Source organism: Xanthomonas theicola, assembly GCF_014236795.1.
Classification (GTDB): domain Bacteria; phylum Pseudomonadota; class Gammaproteobacteria; order Xanthomonadales; family Xanthomonadaceae; genus Xanthomonas_A; species Xanthomonas_A theicola.
Genome location: NZ_CP049017.1, coordinates 3809683 through 3827731, shown reverse-complemented (window position 1 = coordinate 3827731; position 18049 = coordinate 3809683). Strand labels below are relative to the sequence as shown.

Genomic DNA, 18049 nt, shown 5'->3' with positions numbered 1-18049 from the left:
TGCAGGCCGCGACGCCGCCGGCCGCAACCGGGCCTTGGCGGGCAGGCCAGCGCCGGGTCTCGCGCGGCGTGCGCCGGCGGCAATTGCAACGTCCGCCGCCAGGCCGGCTTGGCGGCCGCAGGCACCGATCCGACGCCGCGGCCGATGCCGCATATTCAGCCGCCGGACGACTGCGCGCTAACACGGTCTATACGGCAACCAGGGGACACTCACATTCTTATTCCTGCCACTAGGGGCGCCCATGAGCAAGCTGACCATCATCACCGACCGTGCCGTCGACCGCGCGTTGGATCTCGCCAGCCATGCCGGTGACAGCCTCAGGCACATCGGGCCTCAGGCGAACAAGTGGTTGCAGTCGAGCGCGGCGATGGGCGCACTCAAGACCGGTGCGGCGATGGGCGCGGTGAAGACCGGCTCCAAGGTCGCGCGCAGCGTGGTACGGCGCAATCCGGTCATCGCGATCGCCGCGGTCGCGCTGGGCGCCGGCCTGCTCGGCTACGCGGTGTACCGCAAGCGCCAGCGCAACAAGAACGCGCCGATCGAAGGCGATTCGCGGCGCATCGAGGCCAGCAAGCGCGGCAATGCCGGCGCACGCCGTTCGGCGACGCGGGTTTCCCGCCGCGCCGCGGCCGCGCAGGAAGCCACCGAGGAATAAGGGTGGCAGGATCGTCGCTGGCGACAGCGACGACAGCAGCGCCATTGAAAACAGCGACCGGATAACGCATCCGATCGCTTTTTTGTGCCGACCGCAGGCGTGCGCATTCTTGATGCATGCGTTCTACCCCTTGTAGATACCGTCTTCCCCTCCAAGAACTTATCCGTAAATTGTATCGACCCGGACCGGTCCCTTGCGGAACGCGATAATGGCCGCGGCGAGCGGGACTCGGGACCGGGGACCCGGAAAAGCGGGGGGGGGGGGGCCGTTGGTCCGGGTTGTGCGGGTCCTTGATGGGCAGGCGCTATCATCGGCGCGCGCGGCGATCTGGCGCATGCCCCGCCCGCCCGCCATGGCAGACCTCGCCCCCCGCCGTCGGGCCTTTTTCTTCGGGTCACCCCGCTTGTCATCGGCCGCTTTGCGGCGATCGAGGACATGGGGAATGTCGCCGTGGCGCTCGATGGTGCGCAGATGCGGCACGCCGCGGTCGCCCGCGTCGGCGCACGGATGCTTGTTTGGCCGATGCGGCCGATCCTTGCGCCTGACGGCGATGGCGCCGAGGACGCCATCAAGCGCCTTGCCGTCATGAACGTTGGCCCCGCTCACCACGAGCGACAACCCGACGCCACGCCCGGCCACCCGCAGCTGTCGCTTGCTGCCCGTTTTTCCCCCGATCCATCCGATTCGGGCCGACGGTTTCTTGAGCCAATGGCGCCTTCATCATCGCGCCGTCGACGCCCTGCCAGCGCCAGGCAATGCCCGCCATCTGGTCGTACTCGGCCAGCCCTTTCCACAACGCGTCGAAGAAGCCCGCCGCCGCCCACTCCAGGAAGCGTTGGTGGATGGCACTTGCGCTAGCCAAGCGCTCCTTGGGCAGCGCCTTCCACTGGCCGCCGGTGCGCAGCCCATGGACGACGGCCTCCAACACCTGCCGCGCCGGCTTCGGTGGTCGGCCCGCTCCTGGCTTGCGACCAGATACCCGGTGCGCCGCCAAGCGCAGCGGCATCAGCGGCTCAACCCGTTCCCAGACGTCATCGGCCACGACCCACGATTCGACGCGCTTAGCCATGGTCCCGATCCGCCGCCGCGTTCTCTGCGGTTCGGATCAGAAGTTTAATAACTTACGGATAAGTTCTGATATGCAAATGCCTTTTGAGGATCGCAGGGCGTGCGTGAGTCGAGCAGGCCGTCGGCGATGTGCCGTAGCTGACGCATGGCGGCGTGGGCGATCTGCTTGCCGGCCTTGCCGCGTTCGAGCAGGCGCTACTGGCGCGCACGGACGAGCGGGGGAGGCGTCATGGCGAGCAGGGCCGGCATGCAGGGTCCGGCGCGCAGGCGCGGTGAACCGGTGCGGGCGATGCAGACCTGGCCTGGCGGGGCGGGCGCCGCACTCCTGCAAGCGCCGGTTCAGTCCGGCGAAGGCGGTGGCCGCCGAGGCAGGGGCGAAGCGCTCCACGTTGCCACGTTCGGCCAGCATCGATGCCGCGCTCGTGAACACCGTAGAGACGCCATGTCCAGATACAAGGGGCGGCTCTGGGGGCCTCAGGCCAATGGGTGGCCTCGGGCCATCAGCCGCGACGCTTTCCGGTGCAGTCTGGTCGCGGCTGAAGCCGCTCCTACAGCAGCCGCGCTACAGCAGCCGCCACGCGCCCGGCCGCAATCCGTCCAGGCGGTGCGCGCCGATCGCCGCGCGCACCAGGCGCAAGGTCGGCAGGCCGACCGCGGCGGTCATGCGCCGGACCTGCCGGTTGCGGCCTTCGCGCAGCACGATCTGCAGCCACGCATCGGGCAGCGTCCTGCGGAAGCGCACCGGCGGATGGCGCGGCCACAGCGCCGGCGCCGCCTGCAGCACGCTCGCCTGCGTCGGCGCGGTGGGCCCGTCGTTCAAGACCACGCCATCGCGCAGGCGCTGCAACTGCTCCGGTTGCGGCGTGCCCTCCACCTGCACCCAGTACTTCTTCGGCTGCTTGTGCCGCGGATCGGTCACGCGGTGCGCCAGCGCGCCGTCATCGGTCAGCAGCAGCAGGCCCTCGCTGTCGTAGTCCAGCCGCCCTGCCGGATACACCCCGGCGGGAAGGCCGAAGCCGGCCAGCGTGCGCCGCGGCGGATCGCTGCGGTCGGTGAACTGGCACAGCACATTGAACGGCTTGTTGAACGCGATCAGCATGAAGACGGCAACTGGAACACCAGGAATCCGGGATTGGCGCAGCGGCGCGTGCCACATGCTGCCACGCCTGCGCCGCGTTTCCGACACCCGCGCCGTCGCTCAGGGCTTGACGAACTTCAGCGTCATCCGGTCGCTCTCGCCGATCGCCTGGTACTTGGCGTCGTCGGCCGCTGCGTGCTTGTTGCTCGGCGGCAGCGTCCACACGCCACCCGGGTAGTCCTTGGTGTCGCGCAGATTGGCGTTGACCTCGCTTTTGCCGGCCAGCCTGAAGCCGGCGGCCTCGGCCATCGCGATCGCCTGCGCTTGGCCCACGTAGCCGCTCTTGTCGTCGGCCGGCACGTCGGCCTTGGCGCGGTGTTCGACCACGCCGAGCACGCCGCCGGGCTTGAGCACCTGGTAGAAGCCCTTGAACATGCCCTCGACCTGGCCGGCCATGCGCCAGTTGTGCACGTTGCGGAAGGTCAGCACCAGGTCGGCCGAATCGGCCGGGCCGAACACCGGTGCGGCCGGCGAGAAGGCCACCAACCTGGCACGTGCATACTGCGCCGGCGCCGCCTCGAACTTCTGCTGCAGCTGGCTGCGCGCCGTCTGCTGGTACTCGCGGCCGCGCCCCTCCGGCACCGCCGCCGGATCGACCAACGCGGCGATGTAATGGCCGTGCTCGCGCAGGTACGGCGCCAGGATTTCCGAGTACCAGCCGCCGCCGGGAGTGATTTCGATCACCGTCTGCGTCGGCGCGATGCCGAAGAACGCCAGGGTCCGCCCAGGGTGCCGGTAGGCGTCGCGCGCGACATGGACGCGGTCGCACCAGCTGCCGTCGATCGCGGCCTGCAGCGCCGCATCCGGCGCCGGCAGCGTGGCGCTATCGGCAGGCTCGATCGCCTGCGCCGTCGGGATCGCCAGCGCCGCGGCGATGGCCAGGGTACAGGCGCAGGCAAGCGTCGTTCGAAGCGTCATGGGCGTACGTCCGCTGGAGATGTGGCGCGAGCCTAGCATGCATGCGCGCGAGCCTGGATGTTGTCGCCGCGTTAGCGCGGATCACGCAGACGCAACGCTGTTTTCGCGACCATTGCCGCGATATCGAAACCTCGGGCGACTATCATGTCGCGCTTCATCACAGCGGAGTGTTTCCATGTTGCGCACGCGCGAACTCGGCCGTTCCGGCCTGCACGCGATGCCGCTTGCATTCGGCGGCAATGTGTTCGGCTGGAGTGCCGATGCCAAGACCTCGTTCGAATTGCTCGACGCCTTCGTCGACGCCGGCTTCAACCTGATCGACACCGCCGATGCCTATTCGGCGTGGGCACCCGGCCACCGCGGCGGCGAGTCGGAAACCATCATCGGCCAGTGGCTCAAGCGCAGCGGCAAGCGCGACAAGGTGCTGATCGCGACCAAGGTCGGCAAGTGGGACGAGCGCCCGGGCCTGTCCGCCGACAACATCGCCGCGGCGGTGGAGGAATCGCTGCAGCGCCTGCAGACCGACGCGATCGATCTGTACCAGGCGCACGAGGACGACGAAGCGGTGCCGCTGGAAGCGACGCTGGCCGCGTTGGGGCGGCTGATCGAGCAAGGCAAGGTGCGCGCGATCGGTGCTTCCAACTACAGCGCCCAACGCCTGACCGAGGCGCTGAAGGTCTCGGCGCAGTACGGCCTGCCGCGCTACGAAACGCTGCAGCCCGAGTACAACCTGTACGACCGTAGCGGCTACGAGGCCGGCCTGGAACCGTTGGTGCGCGAGCAGGGCCTGGGCGTGATCTGCTATTACGCCCTGGCCCGCGGTTTCCTCAGCGGCAAGTACCGCAGCGCCGGCGATGCCGCCAAGAGCCCGGCGCGCGGCGCAGCCGTGGTCGCGCGCTATCTCAATGCGCACGGCCTGCGCATCCTGGCCGCGCTCGACGACGTCGCCGGCAAGCATTCGGCTACGCCGACGCAGGTGGCGCTGGCGTGGCTGATCGCGCGCCCCGGCATCACCGCTCCGATCGCCAGCGCGACCAGCATCGCGCAACTGCAGGACCTGTTGGCCGCTGCGCACCTGGACCTGTCGGCCGACGAGGTCGCGCAGCTGGATGCGGCCAGCAAGGAAGACGCATGAGTACCACTGTCCACAACACCACCCGCGTGGTCCTCGCATCGCGCCCGCAGGGCGCGCCGACGGTGCAGGATTTCCGTATCGAGCAGGCGTCGCTGGCGCCGCCCGGCCCCGGTCAGGTGCTGTTGCGCAACCGCTGGTTGTCGCTGGATCCGTACATGCGCGGACGCATGAGCGATGCGCCGTCGTACGCGCCGCCGGTGCAGCTGGACGAGGCGATGGTCGGCAGCACCGTCGCCGAAGTGCTGGAATCGCACCATGCCGACCTCAAGCCCGGCGACCTGGTGCTGGCGCAGAACGGCGGCTGGCAGACGCATGTCGTGGCCGATGGCGGCGGCCTGCGGCGCAAGCTCGACCCGCAGTCGCCGCTGCCGCCGAGCACCGCGCTCGGCGTCTACGGCATGCCCGGTTTCACCGCCTATGCCGGCCTGCACGAGATCGGCAAGCCGCAGAGCGGCGAGACCGTGGCGGTCGCTGCCGCCACCGGCCCGGTCGGCGCCAGCGTCGCGCAGATCGCCAGGTTGCGCGGCGCGAAGGTGATCGCCATCGCCGGCGGCGCCAAGAAATGCCGCTACCTGCGCGAGGACCTGGGGTTGGGCGTGGCGCTGGATCATCGCGCCGCCGATTTCGCCGAACAGCTGCGCGATGCGGCGCGCGACGGCATCGACGTCTACTTCGAGAACGTCGGCGGCCACGTGTTCGACGCGGTGCTGCCGCTGCTCAACGACTTCGCGCGGGTGCCGGTGTGCGGCGCCGTCGCCACCTACAACAGCAAGGGCGTGCCGCCGCCGGGGCCGGACCGCCTGCCGGCGCTGATGGGCCAGGTGTTGCGCCAGCGGCTGATCCTGCGCGGCTTCATCGTCGGCGATTTCGTCAAGCTCTATCCGGAGTTCCTGCGCGAGATGGGCGCATGGCTGGCCGACGGCCGCGTGCGCTATCGCGAGCATGTCGTGCATGGGCTGGACAACGCCCCGCAGGCCTTCATCGACATGCTCGGCGGCGGCAACTTCGGCAAGCTGGTGGTGCGGCTGGACGATTGAGCGATGGCCGGATCGGAGAATGGGCAGAGCGATGGTGCGATGCGACCCGCGTCGCGGCCACGCATCCTCTCCCCCTTTCCTGCGTCCGGGACTACTGCAGCAGGAAGCGCAGCAGCGCGTCGTTGAAGGCGTGCGGCGATTCCAGGTTGCACAGGTGGCGGCCATGCACCTGGGCGAAGCTGCCGCGCGCGGCCTGCGCGGCGATCGCCTGCAGGCCCTCGGCCGGGCACACCGGATCGTCGTGCCCGGCCAGCGCCAGCAGCGGCGTGGCGATCGCGCCCAGCGCGCCGCGGAAATCGGCGCTGGCCACCGCCTCGCAGCAGGCCACGTAGGCCTGCGCATCGGTGGCCAGGAAGGTGGCCAGGATCGCCTCGACCGCCGCCGGCTGCATGTCGACGAAGGCCGGCGTGAACCAGCGCTCGCGGGTGCCGGCGAGCAACCCCGCCAGCCCCTCGGCCCGAACCTGGGCGATACGCGCCTGCCAGCCGTCCTCGGTCCCGATCTTGGCGGCGGTCGCGCATACGCTCAATGTGTGCAGGCGCGCGCCGGCGTGCATGCCCAGCCATTGCCCGGTCAGCCCACCGATCGACAGGCCGCAGAAATGGGTGCGCTGCACCGACAGTGCGTCGAGCAAGGCCAGCACATCGCCGGCCAGGTCCGCGATCCGGTACGGCCCCGGCGCCGCGCTCGAGGCGCCGTGGCCGCGGCGGTCGTAGCGCAGCACGCGGTAGTACGGCGCCAACGCCTCGATCTGCGCGTCCCACATGTGCAGGTCGGTGCCGAGCGAATTGCAGAAGGTCAGCCATGGACGGCCGTCGCTGCCGTCGATGCGGTAGTGCAGGCGATGTGTGGGAAGTTCGAGCAAGGGCATGGCGGCGATGTCGGCAAGCAGGAGAGGCGCGCGACCATCGGCCGCAACCAGAGTCTAGCGCCCTTGCCGGCCACCGGAATTCGACAGCTACGCATGACTGGACCGTCATCGCAGGAACTGGCCCGCGCCGCCCCCTGGCGGCGCGGGCCAGTCTTGCTCATGCGTGCGCTACACCGCAGTCCCTGGGTTGGCATAGCGCGCCAGCGGCAGGTGGGCGCGCCAGCGGCACGCGCCGGCCACTGCAGCGGCGCACCCAGCTGTGTGCCGCATGGCGAAGCATTGCCGTGGCTTGCGCCCGGGCCGCCGTCATTTGGTCGCCGGATCCCAATGCTCCTGGATCTTGCCGTTCTGGATGCGGAACATGTCGAACCAGGTGGTCGTATAGGTCTTGGTCGTATCCTTCGGATCGGGCAAGGTGCGGACCGATACCAGGGTCACGTCGTCGCCCTGAGCAAGGATCGCCACCAGCGGCAGTCGCACGCGCGGCTGGATCGGCTGCGGTTCGACGAACGCGGTCAGGAACTGCAGGAACGCATCGCGGCCATTGGCGACGGTGGGATTGTGCTGGATATAGTCCTTGGCCATGTACATCGGCGCGTATTCGGTATGCCCGGCTTCGAACACGATGCGCCAGAAGTCGTAGACCAGGCGCTTGTTCGCCGTGGTCCGCCGATCCGACCCCTGCAGCAGTTGCTGGTGGTTGGGATTGGCGACGACCGCAGTTTGCGCGAACGCGGAAGCGGCCGGGAGCGCGAGTAGCAAGGCGAACAGGCACACATGCAGGCGGATTTTCATTTCGATGGCTCCAGTGGGGGGAAGTGGATTCGTCGCAGGCGCCTTTCGCTTACCGAAAGGTGATTCGTCTCGTGGCTGGTACGCTGGTTGGCGTCGTCGGGATGCATGGCGCGCCGTCTGGCCGCGATCTGCCGGGCAGACCGGCGCGCATACGCCAGGGGGTCATGGACCCGCTGAAACAAGGCCGTGCCACGGCGCGCCCGCACGCTGCGCTGGCGCCGCCGCCGATCGCCCACCGCGGCTGCGTGCGCCCCGTACACCGCAGCGGCCAAGCGCCGAACCGCGGCTCGGCGTCGAAGGACTACGCCCAGGGCGCCGACCGATGGTGCGCAAGCGCGTCTCCCCGATCGCGCTCGACCTGCAGCACCGCGCGTGCTTCTGAACAAACGACTGTACCGTTTGCCCATCGCAACACCTTGCATTCAGTTGGGTGCTGCACTTGCGAGTTGAGTCTGCCCTTTTACTTCGGCGCTGACATATGCAGCGGCAAGCTGCGCGCCGATGGCAGCTTGGCGAGTTACGTTTTCGCCGGGCAGAACCAGCTCGTGGCGGAAAGGGAATCGTCGTCCAGCTGGAGCGACTATCTGCGGTTCGGGGCGACGGGTGGGCATGGTGCGTGCGGACAAGGTCTGCCATGTCCGTACCGACCGTCTTGGTCGCCCGTCATCGACGACCAACGACGCTGGCCAGGTCGTGCGGCGTGCCTGCAACGAGGCCTATAGAAGAACTGTAACGACCCACCGGTTTCTACACAGGTCATGCGGTCAGTGCAGCGGCATCCGCCGCGCATCCGGGGTCGTCATCTTCAGCGCCTGGCGTGGACGTTGCCGGTTGTAGAGGCCGATCCAATCGCCGCTCACCCCTCCAGCATCGCCTTGTCGCGCACCGCGCCCTTGTCCGCGCTGGTGGCCAGCAACGCATACGCCTTCAACGCGGTGCTGACCTTGCGCGCGCGCGGCTGCGCGGGCTTCCAGCCCCTGGCGTCCTGTTCGGCGCGGCGGGCGTCCAGTTCTTCGTCGGCAACCAGTAGGCTGATCGCGCGCTTGGGGATGTCGATCAAAATCCGGTCGCCGTCGCGGATCAGGCCGATGGCGCCGCCGGCGGCCGCTTCCGGGGAGGCGTGGCCGATCGACAGGCCGGAGGTGCCGCCGGAGAAGCGGCCGTCGGTCAGCAGCGCGCAGTGCTTGCCCAGGCCCTTGGACTTGAGGTAACTGGTGGGGTACAGCATCTCCTGCATGCCGGGGCCGCCCTTGGGGCCTTCGTAGCGGATCACCACGACGTCGCCGGGCTCCACGTCGTCGGCGAGAATGCCCTTGACCGCCGCATCCTGGCTCTCGAACACCTTGGCGCTGCCCTCGAACACGTGGATCGCCGCGTCCACGCCGGCGGTCTTAACCACGCAGCCGTCGAGCGCGATGTTGCCGTACAGCACCGCCAGGCCGCCCTCGGCCGAGTAGGCGTGGGCGACGTCGCGGATGCATCCGCCGCTGCGGTCGGTGTCCAGGCTCGGCCAGCGCGTGGCCTGGCTGAACGCGACCTGGGTGGGGATGCCGGCCGGGCCGGCCTTGTAGAAGGTATGCACGGCGGCGTCGCCGGTGCGGGTGATGTCCCACTGCGCGATGGCGTCGGCCAGGCGGCGGCTGTGCACGGTGGGCTGGTCGGTGTGCAACAGGCCGCCGCGCGCCAGTTCGCCGAGGATGGCGAGGATGCCGCCGGCGCGGTGCACGTCCTCGATGTGGTACTTCTGGATGTTGGGCGCGACCTTGCACAGCTGCGGCACGCGCCGCGACAGGCGGTCGACGTCGCGCAGGGTGAACGGTACCTCGGCTTCCTGCGCGGCGGCGAGCAGGTGCAAGATGGTGTTGGTGGAACCGCCCATCGCGATGTCCAGGGTCATCGCGTTCTCGAACGCTTCGAAGGTGGCGATGCCGCGCGGCAGCGCGGTCGGGTCCTCGGCGCCGTACCAGCGGTGGCACAGTTCCACCGCGGTGCGTCCGGCCTGCAGGAACAGCTGTTCGCGGTCGGCATGGGTGGCCACCACGGTGCCGTTGCCGGGCAACGCCAGGCCCAGCGCCTCGGTCAGGCAGTTCATCGAGTTGGCGGTGAACATGCCCGAGCACGAGCCGCAGGTGGGGCAGGCGCTGCGCTCGAACGCGGCGACCTTGTCGTCGGAGGCGTTGGGGTCGGCGGCGATCACCATCGCGTCGATCAGGTCCAGGTTGTGGTCGGCGAGCTTGGTCTTGCCCGCTTCCATCGGCCCGCCGGACACGAACACGGTGGGGATGTCGAGGCGCAGCGCGGCCATCAGCATGCCGGGGGTGATCTTGTCGCAGTTGGAGATGCACACCAGCGCGTCGGCGCAATGCGCGTTGACCATGTACTCCACCGAGTCGGCGATGATCTCGCGGCTGGGCAGCGAGTACAGCATGCCGTCGTGGCCCATGGCGATGCCGTCGTCCACGGCGATGGTGTCGAATTCCTTGGCCACGCCGCCGACGCGTTCGATCTCGCGCGCCACCAGTTGGCCGAGGTCCTTCAGGTGCACGTGGCCGGGCACGAATTGGGTGAAGGAGTTGGCGATGGCGACGATCGGCTTGTGGAAGTCGGCGTCCTGCATGCCGGTGGCGCGCCACAGCGCGCGCGCGCCGGCCATGTTGCGGCCGTGGGTGGAGGTCTTGGAGCGGTAGTCGGGCATGGGGGCGTGGACGGCTGGAAGGCGGCGGGGAACTGGCGGGAGACATCGGCGCGGCGGGCGCGAAAGGGTTGCAGTTGCAACCTTCTTGCCCATGGTGGAGGGCCGCCCGTCACGGTATCACGCTGCCTGCGCGGCTGCCCCCGTCGCCGATGAACCGGCGCCTTGCGCATGCCGCCCGGCAGCACCAGGCCGGCCGGCGCCGCGGCGCGATCCGGGCCGCCGCCTGTCCAGGCCTCGGGCCCGTCATGGCCGACTCCACCCGGGAGCCGCGCCTTGGACCGCCATTCGATCGCGCAACGATTGCAGGCGCTGAACGACGAGCGCTGTGCCGGCCACGCCCGGTTGCAGGAGATGGAGGCCCGGCAGCGCGAACTGCAGAACATGCTGTCGCGCATCGATGGCGCGATCCAGGCGCTGGAAGAGCTGCTGGGCGAGTACGAGCAGCTGCCGGCGCCCACGGCGTAGCGGGTGCCGGGCGTACCGCGGGCCAGGCGTGGCCGTAGTGCCGGCGATCCGGCGCGGCGGCGCGCCCGCCGCCGCGTTCCCGCCATTGACCGACGCCAGCCGATTGCGCCCGCGCGCTCGGCAGCGGCGATCGGCCGGTGCCGCGCTGCGCCAGGTCGTGCGCTCGGCGCGGGGGCGCCGCCGCGAACGCGCATCCAGTGCACCGCCGTGCAGGCGTGCCGGCCGCGCCGTCGGCCGGCGCCGCGCTACAGCAAACCGTCGCGCTTGACCGCGAGGTAGCGCTCCACCAGCGCGCCGGGCAGTTCCTCGCCGGTGACGTCGAGCACCATCACGCCGTGGCTGCGCAGCGCGTCGTGGGCGTCGCCGCGTTGTTGCAGGTAGCGCGCCACCGCGCCGGCCTGCAGCGCCTGCGGCAGGTCGCGCACGTCCTGCGCCAGCGCCTGATCCAGCGCGCGCTCGCGCAGGCTGGCCACGCACACCAGGTGCCGGCGTCGCAGCAGCCGCACCGCGGCGAGCAGGTCTTCGATGTCCTCGTCGCGCACGTTGCTGACCAGCATCACCAACGAACGGCGGCGCTGGCGCAGCGACAGTTCCGTCGCCGCGGCCAGGTAGTCGGTGGCCACCGCCCGCGGTTGCAGGTCGTAGCTGGCGCGCAGCAGCGCATCGACGGCGCCCATGCCGCGCTGGGGCGCGACCCAGCGCGCGTCGCCGCCGCTGGCCATCAGCCCGACCGCATCGCCCTGGCGCAGTGCCAGGTACGACACCACCAGCGCGGCGTTGAGCACGTGGTCGAAGTGCGACAGACCGCGTTCGCTGGCCATCATCCGCCGCCCGGTGTCGATCAGCAGCAGCAGTTGCTGGTTCTTCTGGTCCTGGTACTCGCGCGAGATCAACTTGCGCGCGCGCGAGGTGGCCTTCCAGTCGATCTGGCGCAGGCTGTCGCCGAGGCGGTACTCGCGCATCTGGTGGAAGTCGGTGCCTTCGCCGCGGCGCCGCTTCAGGTGCGCGCCGATCAGCCGCGAGGCCTGTTCGGCGCTGAACAGGGCGAAGCGGGTCAGCGGGGCGAAGTTCGGATACACGCGCACCGTCTGCGCCAGGCCGGCCACGCGCCGCTGCCGCCACAGGCGCCAGGCCGAATGCAGGCGCAGGTGCGTGCCGGGGAAGTCGAAGCGGCCGCGCGCGGTCGGGCGCAGCCGGTAGGTCAGGTGGGTTTGGCTGGCGGTGGGCAGGGTCAGCCGCCGCGGCAGGCCCTGCTGCTGCCAGCCGCTGGGGACGAGGTCGAACACGTCCAGCGTCAGCCGCCGCGCGCTGTCGATGCGCAGCCCGGCCTCGCGTTCCACGCCCAGCGGCAGCGCCTCGGGCAGTTCGCGGTGCAGCTGCGGCGTGGGCCGGCGCCACAGCCGCCATGCATCCAGCGCGGCGCCGGCGGCAATTGCCGCACCCAGCGCCTGCCACGGCCACAGCGGCAGCAGGTCCAGCGCCGTGGCCACGCCGCACAGCGCCCACAGGCCGAGCAAGGCCAGCAGTGGCGGGGCGGGTCTCATCGGGAACTGGCCGGGACTGGGGACTGGGGACTGGGGACTCGGCGCCGGGTCGTGGCGGATGGAGTGCGGGCATGGCATGCGTCATGGGACGCGTGGCGCAGCGAGGTTCCTCGCACCGCCGTGCTGTTCCGAGTCCCCAGTCCCGAGTCCCGAGTCCCGATGCAGATCATTTTCTCGGCGCCTCCACCTTCGCCAGCAGCGCGCCCAGCGCGTCGTCGGCGCGCTGGCCTTCGATCTGCAGTTCCGGGGCCAGGGTGATGCGGTGGCGCAGCGCCGGCTTGGCGATGTCGCGGATGTCGTCGGGGGTGACGAAGTCGCGGCCGGACAGCACCGCCTGCGCGCGCGCGGCGCGGATCAGCGCGATGCTGCCGCGCGGGCCGGCGCCGAGCGCGATGCCCGGCCAGCTGCGGGTGGCGGCGACGATGCGCACCGCGTAGTCGATCACCTGCGGGTCCACCGCGATCGCCGCGGTGCCCAGCTGCATCGCCACCACGTCGGCGGCGCTGAGCACGCGCGGCACCTGCGACAGGTCGAAGTCGCCGGCGCTGCGCCCGGTGGTGACCGCTTCCACCATCCGCTTCTCGTCCTCCAGCTGCGGGTAGTCGATCAGGATCTTCAGCAGGAAGCGGTCCAGCTGCGCTTCCGGCAGCGGATAGGTGCCTTCCTGCTCGACCGGGTTCTGCGTGGCCAGGGCCAGGAACGGCGGCGCCAGCGGGAAGGGCTTGCCCTCGATGGTGACCTGGCCTTCCTGCATCACTTCCAGCAGCGCCGACTGGGTCTTGGCCGGGGCGCGGTTGATCTCGTCGGCGAGCAGCAGGTGGGTGAACACCGGGCCGCGGCGGATCTTGAAGCTCTCGGTCTTGGGGTCGTACACGGCGTGGCCGCTGACGTCGCTGGGCATCAGGTCCGGGGTGAACTGCACGCGCGCGTAGTTCAGTTCCAGCGCCTGCGCCAGCGCGCGCACCAGCAGGGTCTTGCCCAGCCCGGGCACGCCTTCGATCAGCACGTGGCCGCCGGCCAGCAGCGCGGTCAGGATCTGCTCGAGCACCTCCGGCTGGCCGATGAAGGCCTGGCCGACCGCGTCGCGGATCGCCTCGACGCGTTCGATCAGGGCGGGGCCGGCGAGCGGCGCGACGGAATCGGCGGGTGCGGTGGTCATAACTGGTTTCTCATCTGGACGAGGAGGCGAATGCGATCGCGGAAGGCGGCGTGTTGCTTGGGCGCTGGCGGCTGCAGCGCCTGTTCGATCTGCGCCGCCGGCAGGTTCAGGCGTTCGGCGATGGCGGCGGCCTGGGCCGGGCCCTGCAGCGCGGCGGCGAGCGGCGCGCGCCGCCGCAGCCGCGCCAGGAACGCCTGCCGCATCGCCGCGTACAGCAGCGACGCCTTGCCGTAGCGGAACAGGTGCTCGCCGCTGGCGCGCACGTGTTCCAGCAGCGAGCGGCGGTCGCCGGCCGGCGAGGCCAGCAGCGGGCCGAAGCGCTGCATGCGCGACCACAGCCAGGCCAGCAGCATCAGCAGCGCCGGCAGCCAGGCCGGCCAGCCGCGGGTGAACAGCGTGCGCCACAGCGACGGCAGTTCCGCGGCGTAGACCAGGTACACGGTGCCATGGCCGTAGTTGGGCGCCAGGATCTGCCGCGCCAGCAGGCGGTGCGGCACGTCGCGCATGCCGCCGCTGGGCGGGGCGGGCGCGGCATCCAGCGCGTCGTCGCGCACGCGGTTGCCGCTGCCGCCGTTCTGCAGGAAATCCATCTCCGCCAGCACGTCGACGTTGCCGTCGCCGTGCGGCAGGCGCGCGTAGGCGTAGTCCTCGTTGCCGCCCCACCAGTTGCTGGCCGCGTCCTCGTCGATCTGGAAGCGCCGGCCGTTGCAGAACTCGCTGTGCTCCGGCTGCCCGGGAATGGCCAGCTTCAGGCAGTCGTCCGGCCTGCCGTCCTCGAGGCCGACATCGAGCGCATCGAAGATCGGCAGCGTGGTCTTGTCGTCGCCGTCGGCCGCCGGCGTGCGCAGGATCAGGTGCCCGCCGCGCGCGACCCAGGCCAGCAGCGCCTGGCTGTCGGGCTTGCTCAGCGTGCGCGGGTCGCCCAGCAGCAGCACGCTGTCGTGCGGCTGCAGGCGCATCGCCGCCAGGTCCAGCCGCTGCCGCGACTCGGCGCGCACGCCATCGGCGCGCAAGGTCTGGCGCAGCGCGTACAGCGGGTTGTACGCGGCCTCGCCGCGCGGCGGCAGCGCCAGTTCGCGTTCGGCGCGTTCGTAGCGGCCCAGGAACCAGGCGGCGAGCACGCTCGTCACCAGCAGCCCGACCAGGAAGATCAGCGCATTGCGGGTGCCGCTGTTCACGCGCGCCACCGGTACTGTCGCTGCAGTTCATCGAGCAGGCCGGCGAAGTCGTCGTCGTCGGGCAGGCGCCCGGCGTAGGCGGCGTATTGCCAGGTGCGCACCATGCGCGCGAACAGGCTGCGGTCCGCTTCCTCCGCCAGGCGTTTGGAGGCGCGCAGGCACTGCGCCTCGGTGGCGCCGGGCGGCAGCACCAGATTGGCCCGTTCGCACACGGTCTGCACGCTGGCGCGGTACAGCAGCGCCAGCGCGTTGCGGTGCTGGCCCTCGGCCCACAGGCGACGCGCGATGGTCGCCACGTCGTCCGGCAGCGGCTCGGTCGGCAGCACCGGCGCCTGCGCCACCGGCGCCTCGGCCGGGGCGCGGCGGCGCACGCTGCCGCGCATCCACGGCAGCCAGTGCTTCATGGTCAGCAGCAGCACCAGCAGCAGGATGCCGGCCAGCAGCCACATGCCCCATTCGCCGGCGAACGCGAACACCCGCGCCACGCTGGCGAACAGCGCCTGGCCGAAGCGCGGATCGGTCTTGTCGGCGTCGGGCGGCTTCTCGTCCTCGTTGCGGTCGCGCTTCTTCCAGTAGCCGATGCTGCGCTTGCCCGACAGCAGCGGGTCTTCGTAGGCGCGGTCGGCGGCGCGGTCGAAGCGCGCGTCGGCGGCGGGCACGGTGTCGAAGACGTCGTCGAGCGCGACCGGCGCGTTCGCGTCGTCCTCGCTGGCGTCTTGCTCCTTCTCGGGGGCCTTGATGGCGTCGCCGTCGCCGGCGGCCCGCTGCGCCTGTCGCGTCGTCGGGTCGGGATGCGCATGCGGCTCGGCCGCGACCGCGTCGTTGGCGGCGCCCGGCGACGCGGTTTGCGCGCGCAGCGCAGCGCCCGGCGCAGCGAGCAGGGCCACGGCCAGCACCAGCAGCGGCGCGGCCCCGGCCAGCCGCTCGCGCAATCGGCGCAGCGCCATTTCCACGTCCCATGCCTCGATCTCGGTGCGCCGGTTGAGATACAGGCCGAAGCCGGCGCCGACGAAGAACGGTTCGATCAGCGTCATCGCCAGCCAGCCGAAGACGTTCAGGCCGATGTCGGCCCACAGCGGATTCTCCTCGCCGACCAGCGCCCAGGCTGCGCGCACCGTTTCCGGCAGCAGGTCCACCGGCACGAACATCAGGATCGCGGCGATGCAGGCCAGGCACAGCATCGCCTCGAAATGCCAGCACACGCCGGCCAGCAGCAGCGCGTGCCCGTACACCGCCCCGCCCAGGCTGCGGCGGCGCTGCCGCTGCTGCTCGGCGCTGGCGCCTTCGAGCAGCTCCAGCGGCATGAACACGCTGCGCGCCGGACTCAGCCGGCGCCAGGTCAGGTAGCCGAACAGCGTGCCCCAGCCCCAGCCCCATTGCGCGCGCAGCGTGTCGCGCACGCGCGGCACGTCGCCGAACACGCCGCGCGAGATCACGAACAGCGGGATCCGGTCCAGCACCGGCTTCAGCCACCACAGCAGCAGGCCGGCCAGCCACAGTTGGTCGATCGCCCAGGCGCCGAGATTGAGCAGCGCGAACAGCGGCACGGTGAGCAGCAGCCACGGTTTCCAGATCGCGCCGGCATGGCGGCGCACCAGCGCGCTGCCCAACTCCATCGCCTCCCACGCCGAGCGCGCGCGCAGCACCACGTCCAGCCGCTCAATCCGCATCGCCGGCCTCCGCCGCGCCGCGTCCGCCGCGCCACAGCCACACCAGCACCAGCGTCCACAGCAGGCCGGACACGCCGTACTTCACCCACGCCGGCAGCGTACCGATCGAGGACCAGAACGCCTCGATGAAGGCGGCGACCAGCAGCATGAAGGCCACGCCCAGGCACAGCTTGGCGCCGATGGTGCCGCCTTCGACCAGCGCATCGATGCGCCGGCGCCGGCCTGGCGCCAGCAGCTTCAGGCCCAGCTGCAGGCCGGCGCCGCCGGCGATCACGATCGCGGTCAGCTCGAACGGCGCATGCCCGGCGACGAAGCGCCAGAACGTGACCCCGTAGCCGATCTGGTGCAGGTGCCCGGCCACCGCGCCGATGGTGACGCCGTTGAACAGCAGCACCAGCACCGTGCCGAGCCCGGCCAGCAGGCCGCTGGCGAAGGTGCGCAGGCCGATGCTGATGTTGTTCATGATGTAGTGGCCGAACATCTGCCAGTCGTCACCGCTGTCGCGGCCGAGCTTGTGCGCGGTCGCGGCCGGGTCGTACATCCGCTCCATCTGCGCGACCTGCATCGGATCCAGCAGCCCGTGGATCAGTTCCGGCCGGTACTGCAGCAGCACGAAGATCGTCACCAGCGGTACCAGGAACAGCGCGGTGGCCGCGGCCATGCAGCCGGCCTGGCTGCGCACCAGCTGCGGGAAATCGGCGAACAGGAACTCGGCCGCGCGCCGCCAGCGCGGCCGCGGCGGCCGGTACAGCGTGGTGTGGCCCTGCTGCATCAGCTGTTGCAGGCGCGTGGTGACCAGCGCGCTGTAGCCGCGCTTGCGGGCCAGCGCCAGCTGCTGGCACAGCCGCCGGTAGCGTGCCGGCACGTCCTCGTCGGCGAGCCGCGCCGGGTCCGCGGCGCCGTCCGCCGCGGACCCGGCGGCCTTGCGTCCATGCGTCTGCAGCCAGGTTTCGAAGGCCTGCCACTCGTGCTGGTGGCGGGCGATGAACTGCTCCTGCCTCATCGCCGCCCCAGCAACCAGTTGGCCATCGCGTACAGCCGCAGTACGCCGGCCTGGCCGGGCGTCTGCGTCAACGGCAGCGCCAGCGTCGCCAGTTCCAGCTGCCGTGCCGGGGCCAGCCGCGGCGCGCGCTCGGCGAAGGCGATCAACGCCGCCTGCTCGGCCGGCAGCAGGCGGCGCGGCGGCGCCACCGCGCTGGCGATCGGCGGCAGCGCCGCCTCGTGGCGCGGCGCCTGGTGGATCACCAGGGTGCCGGCGACCATGTCGCCCAGGCGCCGCGCATGCGCGTCGAACAGGCAGGCGATCAGGCCGATGGCGTAGCCGAACGGCAGCATGTCCACGGTGCGCAGCAGGTTGCGGGTGATCGCCGCCATCCACCCGGCCGGCGCGCCGTCGCGCGAGACCACGCGCAGGCCCAGCGCCTTCTTGCCCAGGGTCTGCCCGAACCAGCCTTCGAGCACGATCGGGTAGGCCCAGAACACCAGGAACATCGCCACCAGGTAAAGACCCTGGCCGAAGCCGCCGAGCATGCCGAGCAGCATGCCCATCAGGGTCAGCACGCCGAACCGCACCGCCAGGTCGATCAGCCAGGCCAGCGCGCGCGGCACCGCGCCGGCGGCCGGCAGATGCAGCGGCACGCCTTCGGGCGTGATCACTTCACGGTAGGTGTCGAGCATGCCGCTCATCGCCGGGTTGCGGCGCGGCGCGCCTGTGCGCCTGC

The 18049-nt window shown here is 70.8% G+C and carries 16 protein-coding genes; 4 read left to right on the top strand and 12 right to left on the bottom strand.

The annotated features are described in order from the left end of the window. Window positions 1-241 precede the first annotated feature (241 nt). Window positions 242-655 (top strand): hypothetical protein, encoded by a 414-nt coding sequence (locus G4Q83_RS17870; RefSeq protein WP_128420785.1) that lies wholly within the window; start codon window positions 242-244, stop codon window positions 653-655. A gap of 159 nt (window positions 656-814) precedes the next feature. On the opposite strand, the gene G4Q83_RS17865 is transcribed toward G4Q83_RS17870, so the two are convergent. From G4Q83_RS17865 to G4Q83_RS17855, 3 genes are all read right to left on the bottom strand, one after another. Further along, window positions 815-1724, bottom strand: a protein-coding gene (locus G4Q83_RS17865) for an IS5 family transposase (RefSeq protein WP_185817248.1) whose coding sequence is annotated in 2 segments (ribosomal slippage) — window positions 815-1322 and window positions 1321-1724 — 912 coding nt in all. Because the reading frame shifts where the segments join, the coding sequence is not laid out codon by codon here. Window positions 1725-2285: 561 nt separating this feature from the next. Then, window positions 2286-2822 carry a pseudouridine synthase gene (locus tag G4Q83_RS17860; protein ID WP_128420343.1) on the bottom strand — a complete coding sequence of 179 codons (537 nt, stop codon included), beginning with the start codon at window positions 2820-2822 and terminating at the stop codon, window positions 2286-2288. A 99-nt stretch (window positions 2823-2921) separates the two neighbouring features. Further along, a complete protein-coding gene (locus G4Q83_RS17855; RefSeq protein WP_128420344.1) occupies window positions 2922-3779 on the bottom strand; it encodes a class I SAM-dependent methyltransferase in 858 nt (285 codons plus the stop codon). Between the two features lie 175 nt (window positions 3780-3954). On the opposite strand from G4Q83_RS17855, the gene G4Q83_RS17850 reads away from it, so the two are divergent. Then, entirely contained in the window at window positions 3955-4914 is a 960-nt protein-coding gene (locus G4Q83_RS17850) for an aldo/keto reductase (protein WP_128420345.1), read from the top strand. After that, window positions 4911-5951 (top strand): NADP-dependent oxidoreductase, encoded by a 1041-nt coding sequence (locus G4Q83_RS17845; protein WP_128420346.1) that lies wholly within the window; start codon window positions 4911-4913, stop codon window positions 5949-5951. Before G4Q83_RS17850 ends, G4Q83_RS17845 begins: the two co-directional genes overlap by 4 nt. 91 nt (window positions 5952-6042) lie before the next feature. Here G4Q83_RS17845 and pcaD read toward each other — a convergent pair whose 3' ends face one another. The 3 genes from pcaD to ilvD all read right to left on the bottom strand — a co-directional run bounded on the left by pcaD (window position 6043) and on the right by ilvD (window position 10312). Next, window positions 6043-6822: a 3-oxoadipate enol-lactonase gene (pcaD, locus tag G4Q83_RS17840; RefSeq protein ID WP_128420347.1), complete on the bottom strand. Its 780-nt coding sequence runs from the start codon at window positions 6820-6822 to the stop codon at window positions 6043-6045. Window positions 6823-7128: 306 nt separating this feature from the next. Then, on the bottom strand, window positions 7129-7617 hold the full coding sequence (locus G4Q83_RS17835) for a nuclear transport factor 2 family protein (RefSeq protein ID WP_128420348.1): 489 nt from the start codon (window positions 7615-7617) through the stop codon (window positions 7129-7131). Window positions 7618-8473: 856 nt separating this feature from the next. Further along, complete coding sequence (ilvD, locus tag G4Q83_RS17830; protein ID WP_128420349.1) at window positions 8474-10312, bottom strand: dihydroxy-acid dehydratase; 1839 nt, start codon at window positions 10310-10312, stop codon at window positions 8474-8476. Between the two features lie 273 nt (window positions 10313-10585). On the opposite strand from ilvD, the gene G4Q83_RS17825 reads away from it, so the two are divergent. Continuing rightward, on the top strand, window positions 10586-10777 hold the full coding sequence (locus G4Q83_RS17825; RefSeq protein ID WP_128420350.1) for a hypothetical protein: 192 nt from the start codon (window positions 10586-10588) through the stop codon (window positions 10775-10777). Window positions 10778-11022: 245 nt separating this feature from the next. Here G4Q83_RS17825 and G4Q83_RS17820 read toward each other — a convergent pair whose 3' ends face one another. The 6 genes from G4Q83_RS17820 to G4Q83_RS17795 form a co-directional block, all read right to left on the bottom strand. After that, the gene (locus G4Q83_RS17820; protein WP_128420351.1) at window positions 11023-12321 is read right to left on the bottom strand and encodes a DUF58 domain-containing protein; all 1299 of its coding nucleotides are present in this window, start codon (window positions 12319-12321) and stop codon (window positions 11023-11025) included. Window positions 12322-12487: 166 nt separating this feature from the next. After that, window positions 12488-13480, bottom strand: a complete 993-nt coding sequence (locus G4Q83_RS17815; protein WP_128420352.1) for an AAA family ATPase — start codon at window positions 13478-13480, stop codon at window positions 12488-12490. Further along, complete coding sequence (locus G4Q83_RS17810; RefSeq protein WP_128420353.1) at window positions 13477-14658, bottom strand: DUF4350 domain-containing protein; 1182 nt, start codon at window positions 14656-14658, stop codon at window positions 13477-13479. The genes G4Q83_RS17815 and G4Q83_RS17810 overlap by 4 nt, the downstream gene beginning before the upstream one ends. Then, a complete protein-coding gene (locus tag G4Q83_RS17805; RefSeq protein ID WP_128420354.1) occupies window positions 14655-16328 on the bottom strand; it encodes a DUF4129 domain-containing protein in 1674 nt (557 codons plus the stop codon). Before G4Q83_RS17805 ends, G4Q83_RS17810 begins: the two co-directional genes overlap by 4 nt. After that, window positions 16318-17331, bottom strand: coding sequence for a stage II sporulation protein M (locus G4Q83_RS17800; RefSeq protein WP_128420355.1), 1014 nt, complete (start codon window positions 17329-17331; stop codon window positions 16318-16320). The genes G4Q83_RS17805 and G4Q83_RS17800 overlap by 11 nt, the downstream gene beginning before the upstream one ends. Then, window positions 17328-18014, bottom strand: a complete 687-nt coding sequence (locus tag G4Q83_RS17795; protein WP_128420356.1) for an RDD family protein — start codon at window positions 18012-18014, stop codon at window positions 17328-17330. The genes G4Q83_RS17800 and G4Q83_RS17795 overlap by 4 nt, the downstream gene beginning before the upstream one ends. Window positions 18015-18049 lie beyond the last annotated feature (35 nt).

Excerpts from the sequence above, each read along its gene's own strand:
- G4Q83_RS17870 (WP_128420785.1), top strand. The coding sequence starts at position 242 with ATGAGCAAGCTGACCATCATCACCGACCGTGCCGTCGACCGCGCGTTG.
- G4Q83_RS17860 (WP_128420343.1), bottom strand. The coding sequence starts at position 2,822 with ATGCTGATCGCGTTCAACAAGCCGTTCAATGTGCTGTGCCAGTTCACC.
- G4Q83_RS17855 (WP_128420344.1), bottom strand. The coding sequence starts at position 3,779 with ATGACGCTTCGAACGACGCTTGCCTGCGCCTGTACCCTGGCCATCGCC.
- G4Q83_RS17850 (WP_128420345.1), top strand. The coding sequence starts at position 3,955 with ATGTTGCGCACGCGCGAACTCGGCCGTTCCGGCCTGCACGCGATGCCG.
- G4Q83_RS17845 (WP_128420346.1), top strand. The coding sequence starts at position 4,911 with ATGAGTACCACTGTCCACAACACCACCCGCGTGGTCCTCGCATCGCGC.
- pcaD (WP_128420347.1), bottom strand. The coding sequence starts at position 6,822 with ATGCCCTTGCTCGAACTTCCCACACATCGCCTGCACTACCGCATCGAC.
- G4Q83_RS17835 (WP_128420348.1), bottom strand. The coding sequence starts at position 7,617 with ATGAAAATCCGCCTGCATGTGTGCCTGTTCGCCTTGCTACTCGCGCTC.
- ilvD (WP_128420349.1), bottom strand. The coding sequence starts at position 10,312 with ATGCCCGACTACCGCTCCAAGACCTCCACCCACGGCCGCAACATGGCC.
- G4Q83_RS17820 (WP_128420351.1), bottom strand. The coding sequence starts at position 12,321 with ATGAGACCCGCCCCGCCACTGCTGGCCTTGCTCGGCCTGTGGGCGCTG.
- G4Q83_RS17815 (WP_128420352.1), bottom strand. The coding sequence starts at position 13,480 with ATGACCACCGCACCCGCCGATTCCGTCGCGCCGCTCGCCGGCCCCGCC.
- G4Q83_RS17805 (WP_128420354.1), bottom strand. The coding sequence starts at position 16,328 with ATGCGGATTGAGCGGCTGGACGTGGTGCTGCGCGCGCGCTCGGCGTGG.
- G4Q83_RS17800 (WP_128420355.1), bottom strand. The coding sequence starts at position 17,331 with ATGAGGCAGGAGCAGTTCATCGCCCGCCACCAGCACGAGTGGCAGGCC.
- G4Q83_RS17795 (WP_128420356.1), bottom strand. The coding sequence starts at position 18,014 with ATGAGCGGCATGCTCGACACCTACCGTGAAGTGATCACGCCCGAAGGC.